At 72.6% G+C, this 23,745-nt stretch carries 24 protein-coding genes, 1 tRNA gene and 2 riboswitches; of the genes, 11 read left to right on the plus strand and 14 right to left on the minus strand.

The window, feature by feature from the left end:
* Positions 1-80: 80 nt before the first annotated feature.
* Positions 81-257 carry a hypothetical protein gene (locus FBY23_RS26025; protein ID WP_160158279.1) on the minus strand — a complete coding sequence of 59 codons (177 nt, stop codon included), beginning with the start codon at positions 255-257 and terminating at the stop codon, positions 81-83.
* Between the two features lie 176 nt (positions 258-433).
* Positions 434-526: riboswitch (cobalamin riboswitch) on the plus strand.
* 63 nt (positions 527-589) lie between these two features.
* On the opposite strand from FBY23_RS26025, the gene FBY23_RS17640 reads away from it, so the two are divergent.
* From FBY23_RS17640 to FBY23_RS17655, 4 genes are all read left to right on the plus strand, one after another.
* Positions 590-811: a CbtB-domain containing protein gene (locus tag FBY23_RS17640; RefSeq protein WP_141799336.1), complete on the plus strand. Its 222-nt coding sequence runs from the start codon at positions 590-592 to the stop codon at positions 809-811.
* Between the two features lie 6 nt (positions 812-817).
* Positions 818-1,645, plus strand: a complete 828-nt coding sequence (locus tag FBY23_RS17645; RefSeq protein ID WP_141799337.1) for a CbtA family protein — start codon at positions 818-820, stop codon at positions 1,643-1,645.
* Entirely contained in the window at positions 1,642-2,553 is a 912-nt protein-coding gene (locus tag FBY23_RS17650; protein ID WP_141799338.1) for a cobalamin biosynthesis protein, read from the plus strand. The genes FBY23_RS17645 and FBY23_RS17650 overlap by 4 nt, the downstream gene beginning before the upstream one ends.
* A gap of 76 nt (positions 2,554-2,629) precedes the next feature.
* Positions 2,630-4,234, plus strand: a complete 1,605-nt coding sequence (locus FBY23_RS17655; RefSeq protein ID WP_141799339.1) for an HYR domain-containing protein — start codon at positions 2,630-2,632, stop codon at positions 4,232-4,234.
* A 35-nt stretch (positions 4,235-4,269) separates the two neighbouring features.
* On the opposite strand, the gene FBY23_RS17660 is transcribed toward FBY23_RS17655, so the two are convergent.
* Positions 4,270-4,644, minus strand: coding sequence for a helix-turn-helix domain-containing protein (locus FBY23_RS17660; protein ID WP_260806072.1), 375 nt, complete (start codon positions 4,642-4,644; stop codon positions 4,270-4,272).
* Between the two features lie 110 nt (positions 4,645-4,754).
* On the opposite strand from FBY23_RS17660, the gene FBY23_RS17665 reads away from it, so the two are divergent.
* The gene (locus FBY23_RS17665; RefSeq protein WP_141799340.1) at positions 4,755-5,603 is read left to right on the plus strand and encodes an SDR family oxidoreductase; all 849 of its coding nucleotides are present in this window, start codon (positions 4,755-4,757) and stop codon (positions 5,601-5,603) included.
* A 45-nt stretch (positions 5,604-5,648) separates the two neighbouring features.
* Positions 5,649-6,071, plus strand: a complete 423-nt coding sequence (locus tag FBY23_RS17670) for a hypothetical protein (RefSeq protein ID WP_141799341.1) — start codon at positions 5,649-5,651, stop codon at positions 6,069-6,071.
* Positions 6,072-6,229: 158 nt separating this feature from the next.
* On the opposite strand, the gene FBY23_RS17675 is transcribed toward FBY23_RS17670, so the two are convergent.
* From FBY23_RS17675 to cobN, 5 genes are read right to left on the minus strand one after another with little or no spacing between them, the layout of a single operon-like run.
* Positions 6,230-6,958: a cobalt-precorrin-6A reductase gene (locus tag FBY23_RS17675; protein WP_141799342.1), complete on the minus strand. Its 729-nt coding sequence runs from the start codon at positions 6,956-6,958 to the stop codon at positions 6,230-6,232.
* Positions 6,955-8,349, minus strand: a complete 1,395-nt coding sequence (locus tag FBY23_RS17680; protein ID WP_260806073.1) for a cobyric acid synthase — start codon at positions 8,347-8,349, stop codon at positions 6,955-6,957. The genes FBY23_RS17675 and FBY23_RS17680 overlap by 4 nt, the downstream gene beginning before the upstream one ends.
* On the minus strand, positions 8,346-8,708 hold the full coding sequence (locus tag FBY23_RS17685) for a (2Fe-2S) ferredoxin domain-containing protein (protein WP_141799343.1): 363 nt from the start codon (positions 8,706-8,708) through the stop codon (positions 8,346-8,348). The genes FBY23_RS17680 and FBY23_RS17685 overlap by 4 nt, the downstream gene beginning before the upstream one ends.
* The gene (locus FBY23_RS17690; protein ID WP_141799344.1) at positions 8,695-9,435 is read right to left on the minus strand and encodes an SAM-dependent methyltransferase; all 741 of its coding nucleotides are present in this window, start codon (positions 9,433-9,435) and stop codon (positions 8,695-8,697) included. Before FBY23_RS17690 ends, FBY23_RS17685 begins: the two co-directional genes overlap by 14 nt.
* Complete coding sequence (gene cobN, locus FBY23_RS17695; protein ID WP_141799345.1) at positions 9,432-13,025, minus strand: cobaltochelatase subunit CobN; 3,594 nt, start codon at positions 13,023-13,025, stop codon at positions 9,432-9,434. Before cobN ends, FBY23_RS17690 begins: the two co-directional genes overlap by 4 nt.
* 34 nt (positions 13,026-13,059) lie before the next feature.
* Positions 13,060-13,179, minus strand: a riboswitch (cobalamin riboswitch).
* A gap of 16 nt (positions 13,180-13,195) precedes the next feature.
* Here cobN and FBY23_RS17700 point away from each other — a divergent pair.
* Positions 13,196-13,729: a hypothetical protein gene (locus FBY23_RS17700; RefSeq protein WP_141799346.1), complete on the plus strand. Its 534-nt coding sequence runs from the start codon at positions 13,196-13,198 to the stop codon at positions 13,727-13,729.
* Here the strand turns inward: FBY23_RS17700 and FBY23_RS17705 are convergent.
* Positions 13,705-15,090: an NAD(P)/FAD-dependent oxidoreductase gene (locus tag FBY23_RS17705; protein ID WP_141799347.1), complete on the minus strand. Its 1,386-nt coding sequence runs from the start codon at positions 15,088-15,090 to the stop codon at positions 13,705-13,707. The two genes, FBY23_RS17700 and FBY23_RS17705, sit on opposite strands and share 25 nt — an antisense overlap.
* 31 nt (positions 15,091-15,121) lie before the next feature.
* A complete protein-coding gene (locus FBY23_RS17710; protein WP_141799348.1) occupies positions 15,122-16,540 on the minus strand; it encodes an APC family permease in 1,419 nt (472 codons plus the stop codon).
* A gap of 121 nt (positions 16,541-16,661) precedes the next feature.
* On the opposite strand from FBY23_RS17710, the gene FBY23_RS17715 reads away from it, so the two are divergent.
* Positions 16,662-17,255, plus strand: coding sequence for a TetR/AcrR family transcriptional regulator (locus FBY23_RS17715; protein ID WP_141799349.1), 594 nt, complete (start codon positions 16,662-16,664; stop codon positions 17,253-17,255).
* Here FBY23_RS17715 and FBY23_RS17720 read toward each other — a convergent pair.
* Entirely contained in the window at positions 17,234-18,787 is a 1,554-nt protein-coding gene (locus FBY23_RS17720; RefSeq protein WP_141799350.1) for an AMP-binding protein, read from the minus strand. The genes FBY23_RS17715 and FBY23_RS17720 overlap by 22 nt on opposite strands.
* Before the next feature lie 162 nt (positions 18,788-18,949).
* On the opposite strand from FBY23_RS17720, the gene FBY23_RS26345 reads away from it, so the two are divergent.
* Genes FBY23_RS26345 through FBY23_RS17735 form a run of 3 tightly spaced genes read left to right on the plus strand, consistent with a single transcriptional unit; the run spans position 18,950 to position 21,424 of the window.
* On the plus strand, positions 18,950-19,336 hold the full coding sequence (locus tag FBY23_RS26345) for a hypothetical protein (RefSeq protein ID WP_186348234.1): 387 nt from the start codon (positions 18,950-18,952) through the stop codon (positions 19,334-19,336).
* Positions 19,326-20,765, plus strand: coding sequence for a cell wall metabolism sensor histidine kinase WalK (locus FBY23_RS17730; RefSeq protein WP_260806074.1), 1,440 nt, complete (start codon positions 19,326-19,328; stop codon positions 20,763-20,765). The genes FBY23_RS26345 and FBY23_RS17730 overlap by 11 nt, the downstream gene beginning before the upstream one ends.
* A complete protein-coding gene (locus FBY23_RS17735) occupies positions 20,750-21,424 on the plus strand; it encodes a response regulator transcription factor (protein WP_141799352.1) in 675 nt (224 codons plus the stop codon). The genes FBY23_RS17730 and FBY23_RS17735 overlap by 16 nt, the downstream gene beginning before the upstream one ends.
* Positions 21,425-21,543: 119 nt before the next feature.
* Here FBY23_RS17735 and FBY23_RS17740 read toward each other — a convergent pair whose 3' ends face one another.
* From FBY23_RS17740 to FBY23_RS17755, 4 genes are all read right to left on the minus strand, one after another.
* Complete coding sequence (locus FBY23_RS17740; protein ID WP_141799353.1) at positions 21,544-22,419, minus strand: serine/threonine-protein kinase; 876 nt, start codon at positions 22,417-22,419, stop codon at positions 21,544-21,546.
* 2 nt (positions 22,420-22,421) lie between these two features.
* Positions 22,422-22,832 (minus strand): hypothetical protein, encoded by a 411-nt coding sequence (locus tag FBY23_RS17745; protein ID WP_141799354.1) that lies wholly within the window; start codon positions 22,830-22,832, stop codon positions 22,422-22,424.
* A 150-nt stretch (positions 22,833-22,982) separates the two neighbouring features.
* On the minus strand, positions 22,983-23,588 hold the full coding sequence (locus tag FBY23_RS17750) for a hypothetical protein (RefSeq protein ID WP_141799355.1): 606 nt from the start codon (positions 23,586-23,588) through the stop codon (positions 22,983-22,985).
* 53 nt (positions 23,589-23,641) lie between these two features.
* Positions 23,642-23,713: transfer RNA gene (locus FBY23_RS17755), tRNA-Val, on the minus strand.
* Between the last annotated feature and the right edge of the window lie 32 nt (positions 23,714-23,745).

Here is a 23,745-nt window from a genome sequence, read left to right on the forward strand (position 1 = left end):
CGGCGCTGGCTGTCGTGACAGCAGCACTCGCCGCCGCTCCCGGCCACTCACCGCGCGCGATGTCCTTTGCCCGCGCGCGGTCATGCGCCGGCGTACCGATCGGGACCGTCGAGACCACGCGGAGCCGCGCCCGCTTCGGCGCCCCCTCCACCTCGCAGCGCGCCGCCCGGTACCGGATCGGTCTCGGTCGACCCGAGCAGGCTCTGTCCCGAGGTCGGGTCGGTCGTGATCAGGACCAGGTCACCGGCCATGGACATGGCTCGAGCGTAGAGGGCCGTACCTCGTCCAGAGGTCGTCGATTGGGCAGAGACCGCACGTGAAGGGCCCGAAATGTTGCGGTTTGGGACCAAACCGCAGCATCACGACCCGCGGCGCCAGCGGACAGCTCCCCGCCAAGACCCGCGATGCCCTAGAGTCCTTCCTGCAGGCACGAGGAAGCCGGTGAGAGTCCGGCACAGTCGCGCTACTGTGACACCGCCTCCGCCCCAGCAACCACAGCAGGGTCGGGTTCGGTGAAGTCAGGAACGAGTGCCTGCGCACACCTCACATCCACTGACCAGGGACGCTGAATCCCTGAGGAGGCAACAAAATGTCGCAGTCCTCTGCCACCCCTCTCGCCGCACCGGCCGTCCAGGTCCCGGTCGTCCCGCTCCTGCAGCTCGGCACCTGGGTCGTCTTCTTCGGCCTGCTCGCCATGCTGGCGATCTTCTTCGTGAGCGCCGACCAGGGTGCGATCTCGCTCCCCGCCGGCAACGCCGTGCACGAGTGGGTCCACGACGCCCGCCACCTGCTCGGCTACCCCTGCCACTGACCTGCCGTGGGCAGCGTTCCCGGGGACAGGTCTGTCCTCAGCCCGGCCGCCTTCCTCCTCCGCGGACTCGCGGTGGGCCTGGTCGCCGGCCTGATCGCCTTCGTCGTCGCGTTCGCCTTCGGTGAGCCGTACGTCGACGACGCCATCGCGCTCGAGGAGTCGGCTGCCGCGCAGGCACCCGCTGACGACGCGGACACCGCCGGCCACGCCGAGCACGCCGAGGAGCCGGCCGACGAGGCCGGGATGGTCGAGATCTCGCGCGAGAACCAGAAGAGCTGGGGCCTGCTGACCGGCACCCTCGCCATCGGGGCCGCCCTCGGCGGCCTGAGCTCCCTCGCCGCGGCCGCCGTGCTCGGCCGGCTCGGGCTCTCCGCGCGCGGATCCACCGCGCTGGTGGCGCTGCTCGGGTTCGTGGCGGTCACGCTCGTGCCGTTCACGAAGTACCCCGCCACGCCGCCCGCGGTCGGCAGCGGCGACACGATCGGCGGCCGCACGGCGTCGTACTTCGGGCTGCTGCTGGTCTCGGTCCTCGCCGCCATCGCCGTGGTCGTGTTCGCCAACCGCCTGCGCAAGAGGTACGACGGCTGGACGGCCGCCTTCATCGGCGCCGGCGCCTACGTGGCGGTGGTCTCCGTCGCCGCGTACCTGCTGCCGACGGTCAACGAGCTCGGCGACTTCCCGGCCGACACGCTGTGGTACTTCCGCCGCTCCTCGCTGATCACCCTCGCCGCCCTCTGGGCGAGCATCGGCGTCGGCCTGACCGTCCTGGTCGGCCGGCTCCACGACCGAGCGGCGGCGGACCTCGCCCGCCGCGAGCTCGCCGCCAGCCTGTGAGGGCTGCCGGACTCCTGCTCGGGTACGCCGCGGATCGGCTCCTCGCCGATCCGCGGCGTGGTCATCCCGTCGCCGGCTTCGGTCGGGTCGCGGCCGCACTGGAGCGGAGCCTGTGGCGTGACGACCGCGCCACCGGGGTGCTGTACGCCGGCACCCTGGTCGGCGGCGCCGTGGTGCTCGGCGTCGCGGCCGAGCGCGCCCTGCCCGGCCCGCTCCCCCGCACGCTCGTCACCGCGGCCGCCACCTGGGCGGTCCTCGGCGGCACCTCCCTGGACCGCGAGACCACCACGGTCGCCCGGCTCCTGGCGACGGAGGACCTTCCGGCAGCACGACGGCAGCTGACCCACCTGGTCGGGCGCGACACGACGCGCCTCGATGAGGCCGAGGTGGTCCGGGCGACCCTCGAGTCGCTGGCCGAGAACACCAGCGACGCCGTGGTCGCGCCGCTCGTGTGGGGCGCCGTCGCCGGCGTACCCGGCCTGGTGGGCTACCGCGCCGCCAACACCCTCGACGCGATGGTCGGGCACCGCAGCGCGCGGTACGAGCGGTTCGGCTGGGCCGCCGCGCGCCTCGACGACCTGCTCAACCTGCCCGGCTCGCGGCTCACGGCCGCCCTCGCCACCGCCCTCGGCACCGACCCGCGAGGAGCGTGGCGGGCCTGGCGTCGGGACGCGGCCGGCCACCCCAGCCCCAACGCCGGTCCGGTCGAGGCCGCCTTCGCCGGCGCACTCGGCATCCGGCTGGGCGGCACCAACGACTACGGCGGCCGGGTCGAGCACCGCGCGGTGATGGGCGACGGGCCGGCACCGGTTCGTGCCGACCTGGACCGGGCGCGCGCCCTCGCCGGTCGCATCGGCACCGCTGCGGCCCTCCTCGCCGCGGCCGTCGCGCTCCGCCGCCACATCTGACCCACAATTCGGGTATCAACCGGCCGCGTTCCCGACTCCGTGGGTGTCAGTCACACCCCTCGGAAAGGAACCTGACATGCGTGTTCGACCCTCCAGCACCCTGGCCCGGGCGGCCTCGGCCGGCCTGCTCGCGCTCGGCGTGAGCGCAGCCGCGACCGTCGCCGCCGTCGGCGACCCGGGCGTGAGCCCGCAGCACTACACCGACGCGCTGGCTCCCGGCGCCTCGGTGACGATCACCAAGACGGTGGAGACGCCGCCCATCCCGCCCAACCCCGACATCGTGTTCCTGGCGGACACCACCACGAGCATGACCGCGAGCATCGGCAACGTGCAGGCCAACGCCACCAGCATCGTCGGCCAGATCCTCGCGGCCCAGCCCACCGCACGGTTCGCCGTCGCCGACTACAAGGACACCGCCGACGCGAGCGGGTACTTCCTGCTGCGCCAGCAGCTGAGTGGCGACACCACCGCGGTCACCAACGGCATCAACGCCTGGACACCGCTCTCGGGTGGCGGCGGCGACGCCGCCGAGGACTGGATCGGCGCCCTGGCGCAGGTCCCGGGCGCGATCGACTTCCGCGCCAACGGGTCCCCGATCGTCGTCATGTTCGGCGACTCGACCAGCCACGACCCGTCGGCCGGCCAGTCCCTGGCCTCCACGACGGCGGCGCTGCAGGCAGCCGGCATCCGGGTGATCGCGATCTCGGTCCCCGGCGCCGACGGCTACCTGTGGGACGGGCTCGACTCGGCCGGCCAGGCGTCGTACGTCACCTCGCAGACGGGCGGCACCCTCACCAACGCCGATCCCGACGAGGTCTCGGACGTGATCCTCAGCCAGCTGCAGAACCTCCCGGCCGAGGTCACCCACGAGGTCTCCTGCGACCCGGGTGTGACGGTCTCCCTGAACCCCGCCTCCCGCAGCGTCACCAGCGGCGAGACCACGACCTTCGACGAGACCATCACCCTCGCGGGCGACGCACCCCAGGGCCAGACCGTCTCCTGCACGGTGTCGTTCAAGATCAACGGTGAGGTCCCCGGCCCGGCGTTCGTGCAGACCGTCGACATCGACGTGGTGGACGTGACTCCCCCGGAGGTCACGGTCGAGAGCAGGACCGTCGAGGCCACGAGCCCGGCCGGTGCGGTGGTGTCGTACGACGCCAGCGCGGTCGACAACGTCGACGGCCCGCTCACGCCCACCTGTGTCCCGCCGTCGGGCTCGCAGTTCCCGCTCGGCAGCACCACCGTGGACTGCCAGGCCACCGACGCCGCGGGCAACACCGGCCACGGCTCGGGCACGATCGAGGTCGTCGACACGACGCCGCCGAGCGTCGCCTGCGCCGAGTCGACCAACCCGGGCGGGCGCGTGCCTCCCGCCGGCGGCGGCCAGCCGAACCCGCAGGGCCAGAACCAGGACGGCTTCTACCGGCTCGACGCGAGCGACGTCGTCGACACCGACCCGGAGGTCTACCTGCGCGACACCGGCAGCGGCCACGTGTGGGGCCCGTTCGCCAGCGGTCAGCGGATCAAGTACACCGAGGCCGCGTCCGGCCCCCGGCAGTCGCCGATGGCAGGCGGCATCCTGCACCTGACCGGGACGGGTGACGCGGAGCTGTACGCCGTGGACTTCTCCGGCAACACCGCCGACCCGGTGGCGTGCCTGGTCCCGGCCCCGCCGAAGTAGTCAGCACAAGCAGTCGGTCCAGGTCGTCGGGCCGGTCACGTCGTGGCCGGCCCGATGATCCCGTCGGCGTTGCGACCGACCCACCGCAGCAGCGGCACCATCACCTCGGCCAGCTCCTCGCCGAGCGGGGTGAGGCTGTAGTCGACCCGCGGCGGCATGACCGGCTGCTGCTCGCGATGGACCAGCCCGTCGGCCTCGAGGGTCTTCAGGGTCTGGGCGAGCATCTTCTCGCTGATCCCCTGGGCCCGGCGGCGCAGGTCGCTCCAGCGCTGCGGCCCGTCGGTGAGCGAGACCAGCACGAGCACGCCCCACTTGCTCATCACGTGGTCGAGCAGCACCCGGCTCGAGCAGGCCGCGGGGAACACCCCGCCGGGGAACTGCTCGAAGATCGTCTCGGTACTTCCTGCCACGGAAGTACCTTACTTCAAAGTGCGTACTAACTATTGGGAAGCAACTTCCCGAACGGCCCGTTGAGGACGTCGACAAGCACGACTCCCACCCGTTCCCGGAAGGAACCCACATGTCCCTCGTCGTCACCGGAGCCACCGGCCAGCTCGGCCGCCACGTCGTCGCCTCCCTCCTCGCCAAGGGCGTCCCCGCCGACCAGGTCGTCGCCCTGGGTCGCGACGAGGAGCGGCTCGCCGGCCTCGCCGACCTCGGCGTGACCACCCGCCGGGTCGACTACGCCGACACCGACGCCCTCGCGGCCGCATTCGACGGCGCCGACCGAGTGCTGCTCATCTCGGGCAGCGAGGTCGGCCAGCGCCTGCCCCAGCACCAGAACGTCATCGACGCCGCGAAGTCCGCCGGCGTCGCCCTGCTCGCCTACACGAGCATCCCGCACGCCGACACGTCCGGCATCGCGCTCGCGGCCGAGCACCGGGCCACCGAGGAGGCGATCCTCGCCTCCGGCCTGCCGCACACCTTCCTGCGCAACAGCTGGTACCTCGAGAACTACACCGACCAGCTCGCGACGTACGCCGAGCACGGCACCGTCCTCGGCGCCGCAGGTGACGGCCAGGTCAGCGCCGCCACCCGCGCCGACCTCGCCGAGGCCGCGGCCGCCGCGCTGCTCCTCGCGCAGCCGAAGGCCGTCTACGAGCTCGGTGGCGCCGCGTTCAGCCTCAAGGAGCTCGCCGCCACCGCCGGTGACGTCCTCGGCAAGGACGTCACCTACACCGACCTGCCGGCCGACGAGCTGACCAAGGTGCTGGTCGGTGCCGGCGTACCGGAGCAGTTCGCCGCCATCCTCGCCGACGCCGACCTCGGCCTGGGCCGCGGCGAGCTGTACGTCGACCCGGCCGACCTCCAGGAGCTGCTCGGCCGACCGGCGACCTCGCTGTCCGACGCGCTGCGTGCCGCTCTCTGAGGATCCGGGCGTGTGCTCCTCGTCGGTCGCGGGCATCGACGATGCATGGCGATCGATGAGGAGCACATCCGGCCCGACGGCGTCGACGACCTGACGGTCGAGGCGCTGGGCAACATCTCGGAGGCACTGGAGGCCGTCGAGGTCGCGCGCGGCCACCTGTACGCCTTCCACCGGATGAGCGGCACCGCCGACCTCACCCTCGGCAGGGGCGTCGACCAGCTCCGCGAGGCCGGACACACCGAGCTCGCCGACCGGATCGACCGCGAGCTGGTCGGCCGCAACGTGCTGCAGGGCCGGTGGACCTTCCAGGTCGTGGAGGAGTACGACGACGGCTACTACGCCACCTTCAAGGAGCTGGATCGCGCGGCCCGTGACAGCCTGGTCGGCGGCCGCCGGCACCTCTACGAGGCCGAGATGAAGGAGGACCGGCGCACCCAGGGGCGGCCCGGTCACGAGCGCATCCCCTAGCCTGGATCCACCGATTTGCCGCGTCGCGAGCGTCATCAGATGGGTGCGGTGGCAAGGCGTCCGGCGCGAAGCCAGACTGGGCGTCTGTCGAGCGTCGGCAACGCAGCCAACGTGCCCAGCTGGTGGCGCGTAGCAGCGGGAAATCGGTGGATCTAGGCTTAGGACTGGAGGGATCCCAGCCAGGCGACGACCGCGTCGACGTCCTGCACGGTCCCGACGCCCTCGGGCGCCGCGGCCCGTCGTACGACGACCACCGGGATGCCGAGCGCGGCGGCCGCCTCCATCTTGGGCCAGGTGAGCTCGCCGCCGGAGTCCTTGGTGACGAGCACGTCGCGGTCGGCCATCAGGTCGAGCTCGCGCTCGAGCGTGTAGGGCCCACGCGAGGTGAGCAGCTCCCAGGCGGGCGGGACCTCGAGGTCGGGCGGGTCCACGACCCGGGCCAGCACCTGCCGCTCGGCCAGCGCCGGGACGAACCGGGCCAGCTCCTGGCGGCCGATGGTGAGGAACGGGCGGCTGCCGAGCTCGCCGGCCACCGTCGCGGCCTGCTCGTGCGTGTGCACCCAGATCCACGAGGGGGTCGCGCGGTCGGCCCAGCCGGGGCGCTCGAGCCGGAGCAACGGCACGCCGCTCGCCGCGCAGGCCTCGGCTGCATTGCGGGAGATGCCCGCGGCGAACGGGTGGGTCGCGTCGACGACCGCGCCGAAGTCGGCCAGGGCCTCCTGCAGCCCCGGGACCCCGCCGAAGCCGCCGATCCGCACCTCACCGACAGGCAGCCGGGGCCGGGCGACTCTCCCGGCGAGCGACGAGACGACGGGGATGCCGGCGTCGACCAGCCGGGCAGCGAGGTCGCGGGCCTCACCCGTACCTCCGAGCAGCAGCACTCTCACCGGGTGAGCTCCAGCAGCGCGTCGACGTCGAGGTGCTCCTCGACCAGGTCGCCGAGGAGGTCCAGCCGGGCGGCGCGTGCTGCCGTGAACGACGCCTCGGACGACACCCCCAGCGCGTCGCGCAGGTAGGCGGCGCGGGTCGCATCGTCCTCCAGGCTGCCGTGCACCATCGTGCCGCTCACCACCCCGGCGACCGTCGAGCCGGTGATCCGGCCGTGGTGGATCTCGTAGCCCGCGGGGTCGTGCAGCACCAGCCGCTTCTCCGCCCCGAAGCGGGTGGTCAGGTCGAGGAGCCCCAGCCCGTCGACCGCGGCGCCCGGCGTGCCCTCGATCCCGTCGGAGTCCTCGATCCGCACGCCCAGCATCTGGCAGCCACCACAGATCCCCAGCACCGGCCGCCCCGCCCGCGCGTGCCGCACGATCGCCGTGTCCAGGCCGCGCTCGCGCAGCCACGCGAGATCGGCCAGCGTCGCCCGGGAGCCCGGCAGCACGACCAGGTCGGCGTCGGCCAGCCGGGCCGGGTCGGAGACGAACTCGACGTCCAGCGCCGGCTCCAGCCCGAGCGCGTCGACGTCGGTGAAGTTGCTGATCCGCGGCAGCCGTACGACGGCGACCCGCCGCACGCCCGCACCCACCTCGGCCCGGCGACCGGCCAGGTCGAGCGCGTCCTCGGAGTCCAGCCACAGGTCGGGGTGCCACGGCAGCACGCCGTACGTCGGACGTCCGGTGCGCTGCTCGAGGTCGGCCAGGCCCGGGCGCAGCAGGTCGACGTCGCCGCGGAACTTGTTGACGACGTACCCCTTGACCAGCGCCTGGTCCGCGGCATCGAGCAGCATCAGCGTGCCGTAGGCGGAGGCGAACCAGCCGCCGCGGTCGATGTCGCCGACCACGATCGTCGGCACGTCGCCGTGCCGCGCGAGGCCCATGTTGACGTAGTCGGTGGCACGCAGGTTGATCTCCGCCGGGCTGCCCGCACCTTCAGCCACGACGAGGTCGTAGCGCGAGCGGAGGTCGTCGAAGGCGTCGAACGCGGTCGCCGCGAGCCGCGCGCGCCCGTCGTGCCAGTTGCGCGCGGAGACCTCGCCGTCGGGCCGCCCCATCAGCACGACGTGGCTGCGCCGGTCGCTGCCGGGCTTGAGCAGCACCGGGTTCATCGCGACCTCGGGCTCGGCCCCGGCAGCGATCGCCTGCACCCACTGGGCCCGGCCGATCTCCCCGACCCCACCGTCCCCGTCGACCACGACCATCGAGTTGTTGGACATGTTCTGCGCCTTGTACGGCGCCACCCGGATCCCGCGCCGCGCGAACGCCCGGCACAGGCCGGTCGTGAGCACGCTCTTGCCGGCGTCGGAGGTCATGCCCGCGACGAGCAGGGCTGCGCCCCGCGTCACCCTCGCTTCCCCCGGAAGACGTGGCGCTGCAGCGTTGTCGGCACGGGTCCACCCTCGCGCACCCAGTCCACGACCGCATCCGTGGCCGCTCCCGAGAGGACACCGCCGAGCCAGGTGTCCTTGGGCCGTCGCCCGCCGGGGAACCAGGTGAAGTCGCGGACCAGCACGACATTGGACCGGTCGCACTCGTCGAGGCAGTCGACCACGCGGACCCGGACCCGCGGTCCGCGACGCCCCGCCGGGTCGTCGAGCGCCTCGATCTCGTCGCGCTGCGCACGGTGGTCGACGTCCGGATGCTTGCCGGCCGTGCCGCAGCAGCAGTCGCGGCAGAGCAGCACGTCACGCTCAGGCAGCCCCATCGGCTCCCCCGTCCGCCGGTCCCCGCAGCAGGAACAGGTCCATCACCCAGCCGGCCTCGGCCTTCGCATCCGCCCGCGCCGCGGCGATCTGCCCGGCCACGTCCCGGACGAGACCGGACACGAGGCGTTCCCCGACGCCGCCGAGGTTCGCGCCCCACCAGATCGTCCAGTCCGCGAAGCCGTCGAGGTCGACGCCGGAGGTCAGCATCACCACGAGATTCCGTTGCCCCAGGCCGACGTCGGCCCGGAGCCGACGCGCGGTCGTGACGTGGACCGGCTGCCCGACCTCGTGCAGCACGATCCCGTGCCGCGCGGCGAGCACCTGCGGCGCGCTGATCCCCGGCACGACGTCGAAGTCGGCACCGAGCTCCTGGAAGACCCGGATCGCGCCGTCGTACAGCGACGGGTCGCCCCAGACCAGGAAGGCGCACGTGCCGTCGCGCCCCTCGATCACGGAGCGGTACGCCGCCAGGCGGGCGGCGTACCAGTCGGCGACGGCGCCCTCGTAGCCCGCGCGGTCCAGTCCCGGCGAGCGGTCCCGCTCGGGGTCGCGGACCACGACGAGCTCCAGGCCGTGCGCGTCCGCGACCGCCTGCCGGACGGCCAGCAGCGGGTCGTCGTCCCGCTTGGCCACGGCGAGCGCGTAGTCGCACCCGGCCAGGGCCGCCGCGGCCTCCGGCGTGACGTGCTGCGGCCCCATCCCGAACCCGACGATCCTGACCCTCATCGGTCCTCGAGGTCCCCTTCGACCTCGAGGTACGCCGCCTGCAGCGCGGCCAGCACCTCGGGATCGGGCGACTCCCACAGGCCGCGGTCCTTCGCCTCGTGCAGCCGCTCGACGATGCTGCGCAGCGCCCACGGGTTCGACCTGCGCAGGAACTCCTGGTTGGTCTCGTCCAACACATACGACTGGGCCAGCGACTCGTACATCCAGTCGTGCACCACCCCGGCGGTCGCGTCGAAGCCGAAGAGGTAGTCGACGGTCGCGGCCAGCTCGAAGGCGCCCTTGTAGCCGTGCCGCTGCATCGCGCCGATCCAGCGCGGGTTCACCACGCGCGCACGGAAGACCCGGTTGGTCTCCTCCTGCAGCGTCCGGGTGCGGACGGCGTCCGGCGTGGTCGAGTCTCCGACGTACGCCTTGGGCGCGGTTCCGGTCAGCGCGCGGATCGTGGCGACCATGCCGCCGTGGTACTGGAAGTAGTCGTCGCTGTCGGCGATGTCGTGCTCGCGGGTGTCGATGTTCTTGGCCGCGACCTTGATCCGCCGGTAGTTGGCGCGCATGTCGTCGGAGGCGGGTACGCCGTCCAGGTCGCGGCCGTAGGCGAAGCCTCCCCACGCCGTGTAGACCTCGGCGAGGTCCCCGTCGTCGCGCCACGAGCCGGACTCGACCGCCTGCAGGATGCCGGCGCCGTAGGACCCCGGCTTGGAGCCGAAGATCCGCGTCGTCGCCCGCCGCTCGTCACCGTGCTCGGCGAGGTCGGCCTGGGCGTGCGAGCGCACGAAGTTCCGGTCCAGCGGCTCGTCGAGCTCGGCCACCATGCGGACCGCGTCGTCGAGCATCGCCACGACGTGCGGGAAGGCGTCGCGGAAGAATCCGGAGATCCGCACGGTCACGTCGATCCGTGGCCGGCCCAGCTCCTCGAGCGGCATCACGCTCAGCGTGTGCACCCGCTTGGACGCCTCGTCCCACTCCGGGCGTACGCCGAGCAGCGCGAGCACCTCGGCCACGTCGTCGCCGGACGTGCGCATCGCCGACGTCCCCCACACCGAGAGGCCCACCGACTCCGGATAGGCGCCCTCTTCCGACAGGTAGCGCTCGACCAGCGACTCGGCCATCGCCTGCCCGGTCTGCCACGCGAGGCGGGACGGGACCGCCCGCGGGTCGACGGTGTAGAAGTTGCGTCCGGTCGGCAGTACGTTGACCAGGCCGCGCAGCGGCGAGCCCGACGGACCGGCCGGCACGAAGCCACCGGCCAGTGCGTGCAGCGTGTGGTCGAGCTCGTCGGTGGTCCGCCCGAGCCGCGGGACGACCTCGGTGGCGGCGAACGCCAGCACCCGTCGTACGTCGGCCGAGGGGTGCAGGTCATCGACGTGCCCCGCGTCCCAGCCCGACTTCTCCATCGCCTCGACCAGCGCCCGCGCCTCGGCCTCGACCCGGTCAACCTCCACCGTCGGCGCGTCAGGGGCCAGGCCGAGCGCGGCCCGCAGCCCCGGCACCGCCTGCGCCTGGCCGCCCCACACCTGCGCGGCACGCAAGATCGCGAGCACCAGGTTGACCCGCGCCTCGCCTTCCGGCGCCTGGCCCAGGACGTGCAGCCCGTCGCGGATCTGGACGTCCTTGATCTCGCACAGCCAGCCGTCGACGTGGAGCAGGAAGTCGTCGAAGTCGTCGTCCTCCGGGCGGTCCTCCAGCCCGAGGTCGCGGTGCAGCTCGGCGGCCCGCATCAAGGCCCAGATCTCGCCGCGGATGGCGGCCAGCTTGGCCGGGTCCATCGCGGAGATCTTGTCGTACTCCTCGAGCAGGCCCTCGAGACGCGCGATGTCGCCGTACGCCTCGGCGCGGGCCATCGGCGGCACCAGGTGGTCGATGATCGTCGCGTGCGCGCGGCGCTTGGCCTGCGCGCCCTCGCCGGGATCGTTGACCAGGAACGGGTAGATCAGCGGCGTGCTGCCGATCGCCGCGTCGGTCGCGCAGGACGCCGACAGGGCGGCGTTCTTGCCCGGCAGCCACTCCATCGAGCCGTGCTTGCCGAGGTGCACGACGGCATGCGCGCCGAAGCCGTGCTGCACCCAGCGGTACGCCGCCAGGTAGTGGTGCGACGGCGCCAGGTCGGGGTCGTGGTAGATCGCGACCGGGTTCTCGCCGAAGCCGCGGGGCGGCTGGATCATCAGCACGACGTTGCCGGCCCGCAGGGTGGCGAGCACGATCTCGTCGCTGTCGTTGACGAACAGCCGTCCCGGCGCGGGCCCCCACGCCTCGACCATCGACTCGCGCAGGTCCTCGGGCAGGTCGGCCGTCCACGCGGCGTACTCCTCGGCGGAGACCCGCACGTGCGCGTCGGTCAGCTGCACCGACGTCAGCCACTCCTCGTCCTGCCCGCCGGCGGCGATCAGCGCGTGGATCAGGGTGTCGCCGGCGACCGTGTCGTCGTCGAGGTCCAGCACACCGAACCCGTCGCCGACGTCGTAGCCCGCGTCGCGGAGCCGGCGCAGCATCCGCACCGCGGAGACCGGGGTGTCGAGGCCGACGGCGTTGCCGATCCGCGAGTGCTTGGTCGGGTAGGCGCTCAGCATGAGCGCGATCCGCTTGTCCTGGTTGGGGATCCGCCGCAGCCGCGCGTAGTTCACCGCCAGCCCGGCGACACGCGCCGCCCGCTCCGGGTCGGCGACGTATGACGGCAGCCCGGCGGGATCACGGGGGTCGATCTCCTTGAACGAGAACGGCGCGGTGCTGATCCGCCCGTCGAACTCGGGGATCGCGACCTGGTTGGCGTAGTCGAGCGGGGTGACACCGTCGTCCGACTCCTCCCACTCCGCGCGGCTGCTCGTCAGGCACAGTCCCTGCAGGACCGGGATGTCGAGCGCGGCGATCCGCTCCACGTCCCAGGTCTCGTCCTCCCCGCCCGCACTCACCGAGGCCGGCGTGGAGCCGCCCGCCGCCAGCACCGTGACCACCAGTGCGTCGAGGGCGCCGAGCGCGGTGAACAGCTCGTCGGGAGCGGCCCGGAGCGAGCCGGCGAAGATCGGCACACCGACCGCGTCACCGGTCGCGTCGATGGCGTCACACAGCGCGTGCACGAACGCGGTGTTCCCGCTCGCCTGGTGCGCCCGGTAGAAGAGCACCCCCACCTTCGCCGACCCCGAGCTCGACGGCGTGTCGAGACGCTCCCGCTCCACGATCCCCCACGCCGGGATCACCTCGGGAGCGTCGAAGCCCTCACCGGTCAGCAGCACCGTGTCGGACAGGAAGCGGTGCAGCTCGGTGAGGTTCCGCGGCCCGCCCTCGGCCAGGTAGCGGTGCGCCTCCGCGGCGATCCCGACCGGCACGGTCGAGGCCTCCATCAGCTCCGCGCTGGGCGTCAGCTCGCCGCCGAGCACCACGAGCGGCCGGCCGGTGCCGCGCAGGGCGGCCAGCTCCGCGTCGTACTGCTGCGGGGAGCCGAGCAGCCGGATGACGACCAGGTCGGCGTCGGACGCCAGGGCGACGAGATTCTCGAGGTCCGAGCGACTCGGGTTGGCCCAGCCGTAGTCGGCGCCGCTGGCCCGCGCGGACAGCAGGTCGGTGTCGGACGTGGACAGCAGTGCGATGCGCGCCATGACGCTCAAGGCCTCCTCGGGGTTCGCGCCCCTCTTCGGTAGGTGTGTCCGCGGCCAGTGTCTGGCTGCCCGCCGCACGAAGGCGTCGGGGTCACAGTGGCGGAACCGCCCCGGTCTCACACCGGGTTCCTGCACCGCGGACCTGTGGGGCATCACCTTACGGTGGACCCGTGACTTCCCCGCAGGCGCCCGGCCTCAACGTGGCCGTGCACGGCCACCCCAACCTGGACACCCTCGTGCTGTGGCACCCCGCCGTCCGCACCGACGCCGACGCGGTCGGCGCCCTGGCGAGCCGGATCGCCACCCGCAGCGGGGTCCGCGTCGTCGTACCGACCTGGGAGGACGGCCGCGACCTGCTCCGCTCGGTCCGCTACGCCCGCCAGTCGGCGGTGCACCCGCCGGACCAGGTCTCCGTCGTCGGGTACGGCGCCGCCGGGATCGCCGCGCTGAGCCTGGCCCAGCACCAGCGACGCCTCGGCATCGGCCTGCGCCGGGTGACCTGCGTCGACGGCGCCCCCGACCTCACCGACCCGATCAGCGGGCAGCCGCTCGCCGCCCCGACCCCGGCCCCGGTGGACACCGCGGTCGACGTCGTCGCCTCGGAGGACCCGGCGTGGGCGCAGGCCACCGTCACGGCGTGGCAGGCCGCCGACTGGGCCGCCACGCTGGTCCCTGCCGATCAGTTCACCTGGCGCATCGCCTGACCCGCCCGCAGGTCGCCCAGCACCCGGCGCGCCGTGGTGATGCCGGACTCGATCGCACCGTCGACGACGACGCCGTTCCACCCCTTCGCATAGTCGGCGCCGGCGAAGTGCAGGCGCCCCGAGGGCTCGGTGAAGTGGCTCCAGCCGTTGATGAACTGCCCCGACTTCAAGGTGGCCCAGGTCTGCCCCGACCAGGGATCGGCGACCCAGTCGTGGCCGCCGCAGTCGATCACCCTCAGCCCGGCCTCCCACACGTCGACCGCGCGCTGCACCGAGGCGACGTCCTCGATGTCGATGGCCGTGTGATCGGACCCGAAGCCGACCAGGATCGTGGCGTCCTCCTCGTCGAGGAAGTACTCGCTACGCACCAGGGAGATCGGGTGCACGCCCGGCGCGCCCGCGATGACCGAGTGCCGGCCGGCGACCTTGATCCAGACCTTGAAGCCGACCGAGTTGGTGCCGTCCGCGACCACCTCCCGCTGCAGGTCCGAGAGGGCCGGTGAGAACTCGATCCGCCCCAGCGCACCGATCGGCGCGGTGACGATGACGGCGTCCGCCTCGTCGACCCGGCCGTCGGCGAGCACGACCCGTGCCCGGTCGGCGTCGTGCCGGACCGAGGCGACGGGCGTCGAGAGGGAGACCGGGCAGCGCAGGTCGGCGGCGATGGCGTCGTACAGCCCGCGCATCCCGTTGCTCAGCTTGAACCGAAGGGTCTGCTCGTCCATCAGTGAGCTGCGGTGGTCGCTCAGTGACGCCCAGTGCTTGGCCATCAGAGGCGACGCGGTCGCGGTCGACCCCTGGTAGCCGGCCGACCAGTACGAGTCGGCGAGGTCGATGTCCTCCTGGCTGAACTCGCCGGTGCGCAGACAGTCGAGCACGCTGCCCTTGTCCGCGGCGAGGAAGCGTTCGCGCAGGTCGGGGTCGGTGTCGTCCGAGCGCAGCACGAACAGCGGGTCGTGGGGATAGGGGAAGAACTCGCGCGACCCCTCGAAGATGGTGTCCTGCAGGCGCGCCAGCCTCGTGTCGAGCTCGTGCTCGGTCCCGGCGTGGACGACGCCGTCGCTGACCCAGTAGGCCGACTCGACGTCGGGGCTAGGGTGGATCTGCTGGGCGTAGCGGGTGATCTCAGTCCATATGAACGGCTGCATCCAGTGCACCCAGGTCGCGCCCATCTCCAGGGCGTGACCGCCCAGTCGCTCGTCGGTCCAGGCCCGGCCGCCGATCCGGTCGCGGGCCTCGTAGATCCGCACGTCGACGCCGGCCGCCTCCAGCTCGCGGGCGGCGACCAGGCCGGCGAAGCCGGCCCCGACCACGATCACGGACGGGCTCTCGGGTCGTGCGGGTGCAGTGTGGGTGGACATGGTGACTCCTTCGGGAGGGACGGTTCGGTGGTCAGGCGGAGCGGCGCGCGGGACGCCGCCAGCGCCCCACGGCCGTGCCGCCGAGGAAGGTCGCTGCGACGAGGGCGAGGAAGGCGATCGCCAGCACCCTCGACCCGCCGATCAGCGTGGTGAAGTTGGCGATCACGAGCACCGTGATGCCGACCAGTCCGAGGGTGCCGAGAACCGGCGCGACGGTCGTGTGCCACAGCGTCCGGCCCGAGCCCACCGACCGGAAGTAGGCGATGATCGCGACACTGGTCAGCACCATGACGGCGAGGATCGCCACGATCGAGACGCCGGCCATCCAGGTGAACAGCTCCAGGACGGGGTCGGCGCCGGCGAGGGCGAACACCCCGACGAGGACGACGGCGCTGGCGGTCTGCACGAGCGAGCCCGCGTGGGGGGACCCGTGCCGGGGGTGGACCTCCATCAGCCGGCGGGGCGCGTAGCCGGCGCGGGCCAGCGCGAAGGCGTAGCGCGCGATCGCGTTGTGGAAGGCGAGCAGGGCTGCGAACAGGCTGGTCACCAGCATCACCATCATCACGTCGGCCGCCGTGCCACCGAGGAAGGTGCTCGCGGCGACGAAGGTGAGCCCCGCCGGGTCGGCCTGCGCCGCGGCCTGGACCTCGTCGCTGCCGAACGCCAGCACCACGGCCCAGCTCGCGACGGCGTACAGGACCCCGATGGTGGCCACGGCCACGTAGGTCGCGACCGGCACGGTCCGCCTCGGGTCGCGCGCCTCCTCGCCGTAGATCGCGGTCGCCTCGAAGCCCACGAAGGAGCCGATCGCGAACATGAGGGCGATCCCCGGCGACCCGGACAAGAAGGCGGACGGCGTGAACGACGCCGCGTCGACGCCGTGGGCGCCGCCCCGCACCAGGACCGCGACCGAGAGCAGGACGATCAGTGCGATCTCGGCGACGAGAAGGAAGCCCAGGACCCGGGCGCCGAGGTCGATGCTGCGGTAGCCGAGCAGGGCGACCACGCCCAGCAGCACCACCGCCCACAGCCACCACGGCAGGTCCGGGCCACCGAAGCGCAGCACGACGTCGCGCAGGGTCGAGGCGGCCAGGCCGTAGATGGCCGCCTGGATGGTCGTGTAAGCCAGCAGGGCGAGTGCCGCCGCGCCGAGGCCGGACGAACGGCCGAGACCCTGGGTGACGTAGGCGTAGAACGCTCCGGTGTCGGTCACCTCGCTGCTCATCGCGGCGTAGCCGACGCTGAACACGAGCAGCACCGCCGCCGCGACGACGTACGCCAGCGGCGCGCCCGCGCCGTTGCCGATCGCCACCATGACCGGCAGTGAGCCCGCCACGGCCGTGAGGGGTGCCGCCGCCGCGATGACGAGGAACACGATGCCGGCGACTCCGACCGAGCCCTTCAAGGACGTGCCGGTCGTCGGCGCCGCCGATCGCGTGGTGTCGACCATGTGAACTCCCTGGGGTGCGCTATGATTCAACGAACGTAGAACCAACAATGTGACGCACGCTACAGCCGGCGGCCGGCCGCCGACATGGGCAATACCTTTACGGCGAGAGCGAGGACGCAAGGTGCCGCGACTGGTCGACCACGACGAGCGCCGCCGCGCGATCATCGCGGCGGCCTGGCGGCTGCTCGCCACGCGAGGCGTCGACGGCGTCAACATGCGTGACCTCGCCGCGGAGGCCGGGTACACCAACGGTGCCCTCAGCCACTACTTCGCCGGCAAGGACGAGATCCTGCGGACCTCCTACGAGCACGTCCTCGACGCGACCAACCAGCGGATCGAGGCCTCGGTCGGCCACCGCACCGGGCTGAGCGCCCTGCGCCGGCTGTGCCACGAGGTGATGCCGCTGACCGCGGAGGCCCGGCTGGAGGCACGGATCGCGATGTCGCTGTGGCAGCGCGCCATGGGCGACGCCGCCATGGCCGAGCTCAACAACGCGGCGGTCGCCGAGTGGAAGCAGCAGATGGCCCGGCACTGGCAGGAGGCCATCGACGCGGGAGAGCTGCCGGCCGCGGCCGTACCCGCCGGCGTGGAGCTGTTGATGACCACGATCATCGGCCTCCAGGTCACGGCCGTGCTCGACCCCGCGACGACCTCCCGCGCCGCCCAGGTCGCCCTGGTCGACGGGATCCTCGGTCAGTTCACGCCGCGGGAGTAGCCCTCCCAGTAGGGCGCGCGCAGCTTGAACTTCTGCAGCTTGCCGGTCGCCGTCCGCGCCAGCTCGGTGCGGAATTCGACCGACGTCGGCGACTTGTAGCCCGCCAGCCGGTCCTTGCACCAACGGATCAGCTCGGCCTCCATCTCGGGGCCGGCGGTCGCGTCGGGCGTGAGCACGACGAGCGCCTTGATCGTCTCGCCCCACTTCTCGCTGGGGACGCCGATCACCGCGACCTCGGCGACGGCCCGGTGCGAGAACAGCGTGTCCTCGACCTCGATCGAGGTGACGTTCTCGCCGCCGGTGATGATGACGTCCTTCTTGCGGTCGGCGATGGTGAGGTAGCCGTCCTCGCCCAGCACACCACCGTCACCGGTGTGGAACCAGCCGCCGGCCAGCGCCGCGGCCGACTCCTCGGGCTGTTCCCAGTAGCCCTCGAGGATCACGTTCGACTGCGCGAGCACCTCGCCGGCGCCCTCGTCGGACTCGTCGATCGCCAGCCGTACGCCGATCGCGGGCGCGCCCGCGCGGGTGAGCCGGGTCGCCCGCTCCTCGGCCGAGAGGTCGTCCCACTCCTCGCGCGTGCGGTTGATGGTCAGCAGCGGCGAGGTCTCGGTGAGGCCGTAGATCTGGATGAACTCCCAGCCCAGCTCCTCCTGGACCCGGATCACCGTCTTCGTCGGCGGCGGGGCGCCGGCCATGATGATCCGCACCTTGTCGCGCCCGGGGATCTCGCCCTCCCAGCTCTGCGCGGCCTCCAGTACGGCGGCCGCCACCGCGGGTGCCGCACACATCACGGTCACGCCGTGGTCGCGCACCCGGCGCAGGATCTCGGCACCGTCGACCTTGCGCAGGATGATGTGCCGCGCACCGACGCCGGTCATCGCGAAGGGCATCCCCCAGCCGTTGGCGTGGAACTGCGGCAGCGTGTGCAGGTAGACGTCGCGGTCGCCGATCCCGGCGTGCAGGCCGAAGGTCAGTGCGTTGACCCAGATGTTGCGGTGCGTGATCTGCACGCCCTTGGGGCGCGCGGTGGTGCCGGAGGTGTAGTTGATGGTCGCGGTCGCGGCCTCGTCGTGCTCCCACGCCTTGGGCTCCACGCCCGGCGCGGCATAGAGCGCGTCGTCGTCGCCGAGCAGGTACTTCTGCTCGCAGGTCACCCCCGCCAGCGACTCTTCGAGCTCCGGATCGACGTAGAGCACCCGGGCGCCGGAGTGGTCGACGATGTACTGCACCTCGTCGGGGCTGAGCCGGAAGTTCACCGGCACCAGCACGCGGCCCCAGCCGCTCACGCCGAAGAACGAGGTCAGCAGCCGGCTGCTGTTGTGGCTGACGACCGCCACCCGCTCCCCGACGCCGATCCCGAGCTCGTCGAGCTTCGCGGCCTGGCGCCGGGCCAGCTCGCCGATCCGCGCATAGGTGAGCTCGCCCTGGCTCGGCGCGGGCTGGGTCGGCTCGTCGACGACACCCACCCGCTCGCCGTACACCTGGACGGCCCGGTCGAGGAAGTCGTTGACGCTGAACGGGACGAACACGCGGGGCCTCCTGGGCTCGGGACACACGGATGTGACACCCACCACCCTAGGCCCGCGGCCCCCTCGGGCGCCCCCTCCGAAAGGAGGCACCCGAGGTGTCGGATGAGAGGACTCTCATCCGGATCTCACGGCCGGCCCACGATCAGGCAGGATGATCGGGTCATGAGTCGTGCGTGGAAGATCCTGCTGCCCGTGGCGGCGCTGATGGTGCTGGCCGGGTTCACCGCCGGCGCCGTGGTCCGCGCCGGCGCCGACGAGCCGCCCGCACGGACCCCGATCGACCTCGGCCCCGCACCGGCCGGCAGCACCGCGACGCCCTCCACGCCCTCCACCTCCCCCACCGTCCCCCAGGGCCCGCCGACGACCCCCTCGGCCGAGGTGATCACGCCGCAGCCCGATCTCGACGACGACGGTGACGACGACCGCCGCGGTCGCGACGACGACCGGGACGACCGGGACGACGACCGCCGCGGGCACGACGACGGCGACGACCGCGACGACGACCGTCATGACGACGACCGGGGCGACCGCGGGCACGATGACGACTGAGCCCGTTCGGGCGGGGCTGTCCGTCCGGACCCGGATCACCGCGGCCGTCGCGCTGCTCGTCACCGTCGCCCTCGCCGGCGCCGGCCTGATCGTCTACTGGGTCGAGAGCCGGGCGCTGACCGAGACCCTGCAGAGCGAGGTCGAGCAGGAGCTCGACGAGTTCGTCGCCCTCCAGCGCACCGGCGACTTCGCGACGGTCCGCGACCTGCTCGAGGGCTTCTTGACCCGCAACGTCCCCGACGACGACGAGCTGCTCGTCGGCTGGATCGGCGACGGCACCCTGGTGCAGTTCCCCGCTGACGACCTCGTCGACGAGCCGGCCTTCCAGGAGGCGGTCGCGTCGCTGGTCGTCGACGGCGGTACGACCTACCTCGACACCGACCGCGGCGAGGTGCGGATCACCGCCCAGCCGGTCGCCCAGGGCAGCCAGCGCGGCGCCCTGCTGGTGGTCACCTACCTCGCCGAGGACCGCGGCGAGCTCGGGCAGACGATGCGCACCTACACCCTCGTCGCGCTGTTGTCCGCCGTCCTGGTGACCGCCACCGCGGCCTGGGTGTCCGGGCGGCTGCTGCGTCCGCTGCGCACCCTGCACCAGGCTGCCGACACGATCACCGCGACCGACCTGTCGCGCCGGCTGCCGGAGCGTGGCAACGACGACATCACCGCCCTCACCCGCACCGTCAACGGGATGCTCGACCGGCTGGAGCGGGCCTTCGCCGGCCAGCGGCAGTTCCTCGACGACGCCGGCCACGAGCTGCGCACGCCGCTGACCGTGCTCCGTGGGCACCTCGAGCTGCTCGACACCGGCAACCCGCAGGAGGTCGCCGAGACCCGGGCACTGCTGCTCGACGAGGTCGACCGGATGGCCCGCCTGGTCGGCGACCTGATCGTGCTGGCCAAGAGCGACCGGCCCGACTTCCTCGCCCCCGGGCCCACCGACCCGTCCGCGCTGCTCGCCGCCGTGCTCACCAAGGCCAGCGCCCTCGGCGAGCGGCACTGGGTGCTCGAGACGTCCCCGGCGCTGCCTGCCGAGCTGGTTCTCGACGGCCAGCGGATCACCCAGGCGCTGCTCGCGCTCGCCGACAACGCCGTCAAGCACACCGGGCCCGCCGGCCGGATCGCCATCGGCGCCACGGTGGATGACGCGACCCTGCACTGCTGGGTCCAGGACGACGGCGCCGGTGTCGCGCCCGGCGACGAGGAGCGGATCTTCGGCCGGTTCGGCCGCGCCGCCGTACCCGAGGGCGACGAGGGCTTCGGGCTCGGGCTCTCCATCGTGGGCGCGATCGCCCAGGCCCACGGCGGGAGGGCGTACGTCGACCGCTCGGCTCCCGGCCCCGGCGCCCGGTTCGCGATCGACGTACCCGCGGTGCAGCCGGACCCCGCCGACTCCGAGCAGACCCAGGTCCTGACGTGGCCCACATCCTGATCGTCGAGGACGAGGAGCGGATCGCCTCCTTCGTGGCCAAGGGCCTGCGCGCCGAGGGGCACCGCACCACCGTCGCCTCCGACGGCCACCGCGGCCTCGACCACGCCCTCGCCGGCGACGTCGACCTCGTCGTCCTCGACATCGGCCTGCCCGGCATCGACGGCTTCGAGCTGCTCGACCAGCTCCGCTCCCAGGGCTCGCGGGTGCCGGTCATCGTGCTCACCGCCCGCGACTCGGTCGCCGACACCGTGACCGCGCTCGAGGGCGGGGCCGACGACTACATGGCCAAGCCGTTCCGCTTCGCCGAGCTGAGCGCCCGGGTCCGCCTGCGGCTGCGGCAGGCGAGCACCGTACCCGCGGGCAACGGCACCCCCGACACCCTCGCCGCCGCCGGCATCGAGCTCGACCTGCGCACCCGCCGCGCCACCGCCTCCGGACGCGAGGTCGAGCTGTCCGCGCGCGAGTTCGCCCTCGCCGAGACCTTCCTGCGCAACGCCGGCCAGGTGCTCTCCCGCGAGCAGCTCCTCGACCAGGTCTGGGGCCTCGACTTCGACCCCGGCTCCAATGTCGTCGACGTCTACGTCGGCTACCTGCGCCGCAAGCTCGGCGCCGACGCGATCAGCACCGTGCGCGGGATGGGCTACCGCCTCGACCGTTGACTTGCCCCATCCTCACCGTTGACTTGCCCCATCCTCACCGTTGACTTGCCCCATCCTCACCGTTGAGTTCGGACCTCGACGGTTGGGATGCGGCAACTCGACGGTGAGAAAGCGGCAACTCAACCCTTCCAGTGCAGCCGTGGAGCCGGCAGCGCCGCGATCTCCGGCTCCAGCGCCTCGGCGACCTCGCGGGGCAGTGGCCGGTCGGCCGGGTCGGGCTCCAGCAGCGCGTGCACGACCTTGTCCACCGCCGCCGGTACGTCGGCCGGCAGCTCCGCCGGCGCGTCCAGCAGCTGCGGGAACCGGTCGGCGGCCTCGGCGGCGGCCGGGTCGCCGTCGCGGAAGGGGCGATATCCGGCAACGGCGTGGAACAGGGTCGTGCCGAGACCCCAGAGGTCGCTCGCATGACCGGGGACGCCGTACGCACCACCGGGCGCGGCCTGCTCGGGCGCCATGTACGCGTCGGTGCCGATGTTCCCGGTGATCTCGGCGGCATGCGCGGCCTGGCGGGCGACCGAGAAGTCGATCAGTCGCGCCGGCGAGCCCATGATCACGTTGCTCGGCTTCAGGTCGAGGTGGCACACGTCAGCGTGCCGGAAGAAGTGCAGCGCGGAGGCGAGGTCGACCGCGAGCGGGAGGTACTGCTGCGGCGAGAGCCGACGGTGCCGCCGGATCAGGCGGGACAGGCTGGGTCCCTCCACGTACTCGAGCACCAGGTGCGGACGGGGGCCGTCGACGGCGTACCGCAGGCCGCGGGCGGTCACGGGGTGGTGCGCGACGTCCAAGGCGGTCGCCTCGCGGACCAGTCCCTCGAGCGTGTGCGTGTCGTCGACCTCCGCCGGGCGGACGACCTTGACGACGACGGGCCCGTAGGTGATCTCGTCGAAGGCCAGGTAGGCCTCGTACGCCGAGCCACCCCCGAGCGACCGCAGCGCGGTCAGCTCGGGGGTGATCGCGTCACCCTCGGCGAGCTCCCAGGACGACAGCGTGCCCATGGTCAGCCGCGCGTGTTGTGGCGGGTCTTGTCGTTGGTGTGGTTGCGGGTCCAGTCCCGCACCTTCGGCCCGGGCCCGTCGTTGGTCCAGTCCGCCGCGGCCGCGCGGCCGGTCCGGCTGTCGTCCCGGCCGCTGCGGGCACCGGTCCGGGTGCCGTCGCCCTGGGTGTTGGTCACGCCTCCGGCGGTGGTGCCGGTGGCGGTGTTCGTGTGGGTGTCCGCGTTGGTCGGGTCGTCGTCCGGGTCGTCATCGTCGTTGACGAGCACGACGTCGGCGGTGTCCTGCTCCCGCTTGAACGCGACCTTCGTGTCGGCGGCGCCGGCCTGGGCGGGCCAGGCGAGCACGCTGACGGCGACTCCGGCCGCCGTGACACCGCCCAGCGCGCTGACCGCGACCATCAGGGGCTTCTTCATGGGTACCTCCTCGATCGGTGGACGTCGACGTCCCGTCGACACCGCCACCCTCTCGAGCCGGGGTGAGGCACGCATGAGTCACCGGTGAGAGGGTTCTCATGAACAGCCGGCACCCTGGAGTGCAGGCCATGTACGTCGAGCTGGCGCGGATCAGCGCCTGATCTTCGGCGACTTCCCGGAGGCGCCGCTGAGCGTTGTACCGGTCCGTAGTCCGTCGTCGTCCATGCTCTGCCCGGTGACTAGGCCGAACGTCGACAGCGTCGCCCCGACCCGCACCCAGCGCGGGTCGTCGAGGCAGGTGCGCGGCACCGAGAGCCGGATCCCGGTCCTGCCCGCGACGAGCCTGCGCTTCAGGTCGCCGCACCGCACGGTGAGGTCCTTGCTGTTGAAGTCCATCAGCTCGGCGCTGTTCGCCCCCGGCGCCCGCATCCACATCAACGCGAAGTGGTGACCGCGCGTGCGCAGCTCGACGCCGGCGATGAAGGCACCGGTGATCCTGGTCCGGGTCCGGATGTCGATGACCACCTTCGAGCGTCGGTGGTCGACGGCGACTTGCACGATGTCGCCGTTCGCCTGCTCCGGGACCGACTGGACCGACAGCGAGGTGTCCGTCTCGACCAGCTGGGTCACGTCGCCCACCGCGTCGTCGTACGTCCACCGGTCAGCCTGCGCCGGCGCGGCGAGCAGGACCGAACCACCCGAGAGGAGGACGGACAGCAGCAGGGCGGGGACGGCCCGCGACACCGAGATCGACATGGCGCACACCCTCGCACAGATGTTGACGACATGTCGCCAAATCACCGGACCGGTGGGCGCAGAGGGGATCGAACCCCCGACCACCTCGTTGTAAGCGAGGGGCTCTACCGCTGAGCTATACGCCCGGAAGCCGGGCAAGCGTACCGAAGCGCGGTCG

This window comes from Nocardioides sp. SLBN-35 (assembly GCF_006715725.1).
GTDB lineage: Bacteria > Actinomycetota > Actinomycetes > Propionibacteriales > Nocardioidaceae > Nocardioides.

Bases quoted from the DNA above. Each gene is read 5' to 3' on its own strand.
- FBY23_RS26025 (WP_160158279.1), bottom strand. From the start codon at position 257: ATGTCCATGGCCGGTGACCTGGTCCTGATCACGACCGACCCGACCTCG.
- FBY23_RS17640 (WP_141799336.1), top strand. From the start codon at position 590: ATGTCGCAGTCCTCTGCCACCCCTCTCGCCGCACCGGCCGTCCAGGTC.
- FBY23_RS17655 (WP_141799339.1), top strand. From the start codon at position 2,630: ATGCGTGTTCGACCCTCCAGCACCCTGGCCCGGGCGGCCTCGGCCGGC.
- FBY23_RS17665 (WP_141799340.1), top strand. From the start codon at position 4,755: ATGTCCCTCGTCGTCACCGGAGCCACCGGCCAGCTCGGCCGCCACGTC.
- FBY23_RS17670 (WP_141799341.1), top strand. From the start codon at position 5,649: ATGGCGATCGATGAGGAGCACATCCGGCCCGACGGCGTCGACGACCTG.
- FBY23_RS17685 (WP_141799343.1), bottom strand. From the start codon at position 8,708: ATGGGGCTGCCTGAGCGTGACGTGCTGCTCTGCCGCGACTGCTGCTGC.
- FBY23_RS17690 (WP_141799344.1), bottom strand. From the start codon at position 9,435: ATGAGGGTCAGGATCGTCGGGTTCGGGATGGGGCCGCAGCACGTCACG.
- cobN (WP_141799345.1), bottom strand. From the start codon at position 13,025: ATGGCGCGCATCGCACTGCTGTCCACGTCCGACACCGACCTGCTGTCC.
- FBY23_RS17705 (WP_141799347.1), bottom strand. From the start codon at position 15,090: ATGTCCACCCACACTGCACCCGCACGACCCGAGAGCCCGTCCGTGATC.
- FBY23_RS17710 (WP_141799348.1), bottom strand. From the start codon at position 16,540: ATGGTCGACACCACGCGATCGGCGGCGCCGACGACCGGCACGTCCTTG.
- FBY23_RS26345 (WP_186348234.1), top strand. From the start codon at position 18,950: ATGAGTCGTGCGTGGAAGATCCTGCTGCCCGTGGCGGCGCTGATGGTG.
- FBY23_RS17730 (WP_260806074.1), top strand. From the start codon at position 19,326: ATGACGACTGAGCCCGTTCGGGCGGGGCTGTCCGTCCGGACCCGGATC.
- FBY23_RS17740 (WP_141799353.1), bottom strand. From the start codon at position 22,419: ATGGGCACGCTGTCGTCCTGGGAGCTCGCCGAGGGTGACGCGATCACC.
- FBY23_RS17745 (WP_141799354.1), bottom strand. From the start codon at position 22,832: ATGAAGAAGCCCCTGATGGTCGCGGTCAGCGCGCTGGGCGGTGTCACG.
- FBY23_RS17750 (WP_141799355.1), bottom strand. From the start codon at position 23,588: ATGTCGATCTCGGTGTCGCGGGCCGTCCCCGCCCTGCTGCTGTCCGTC.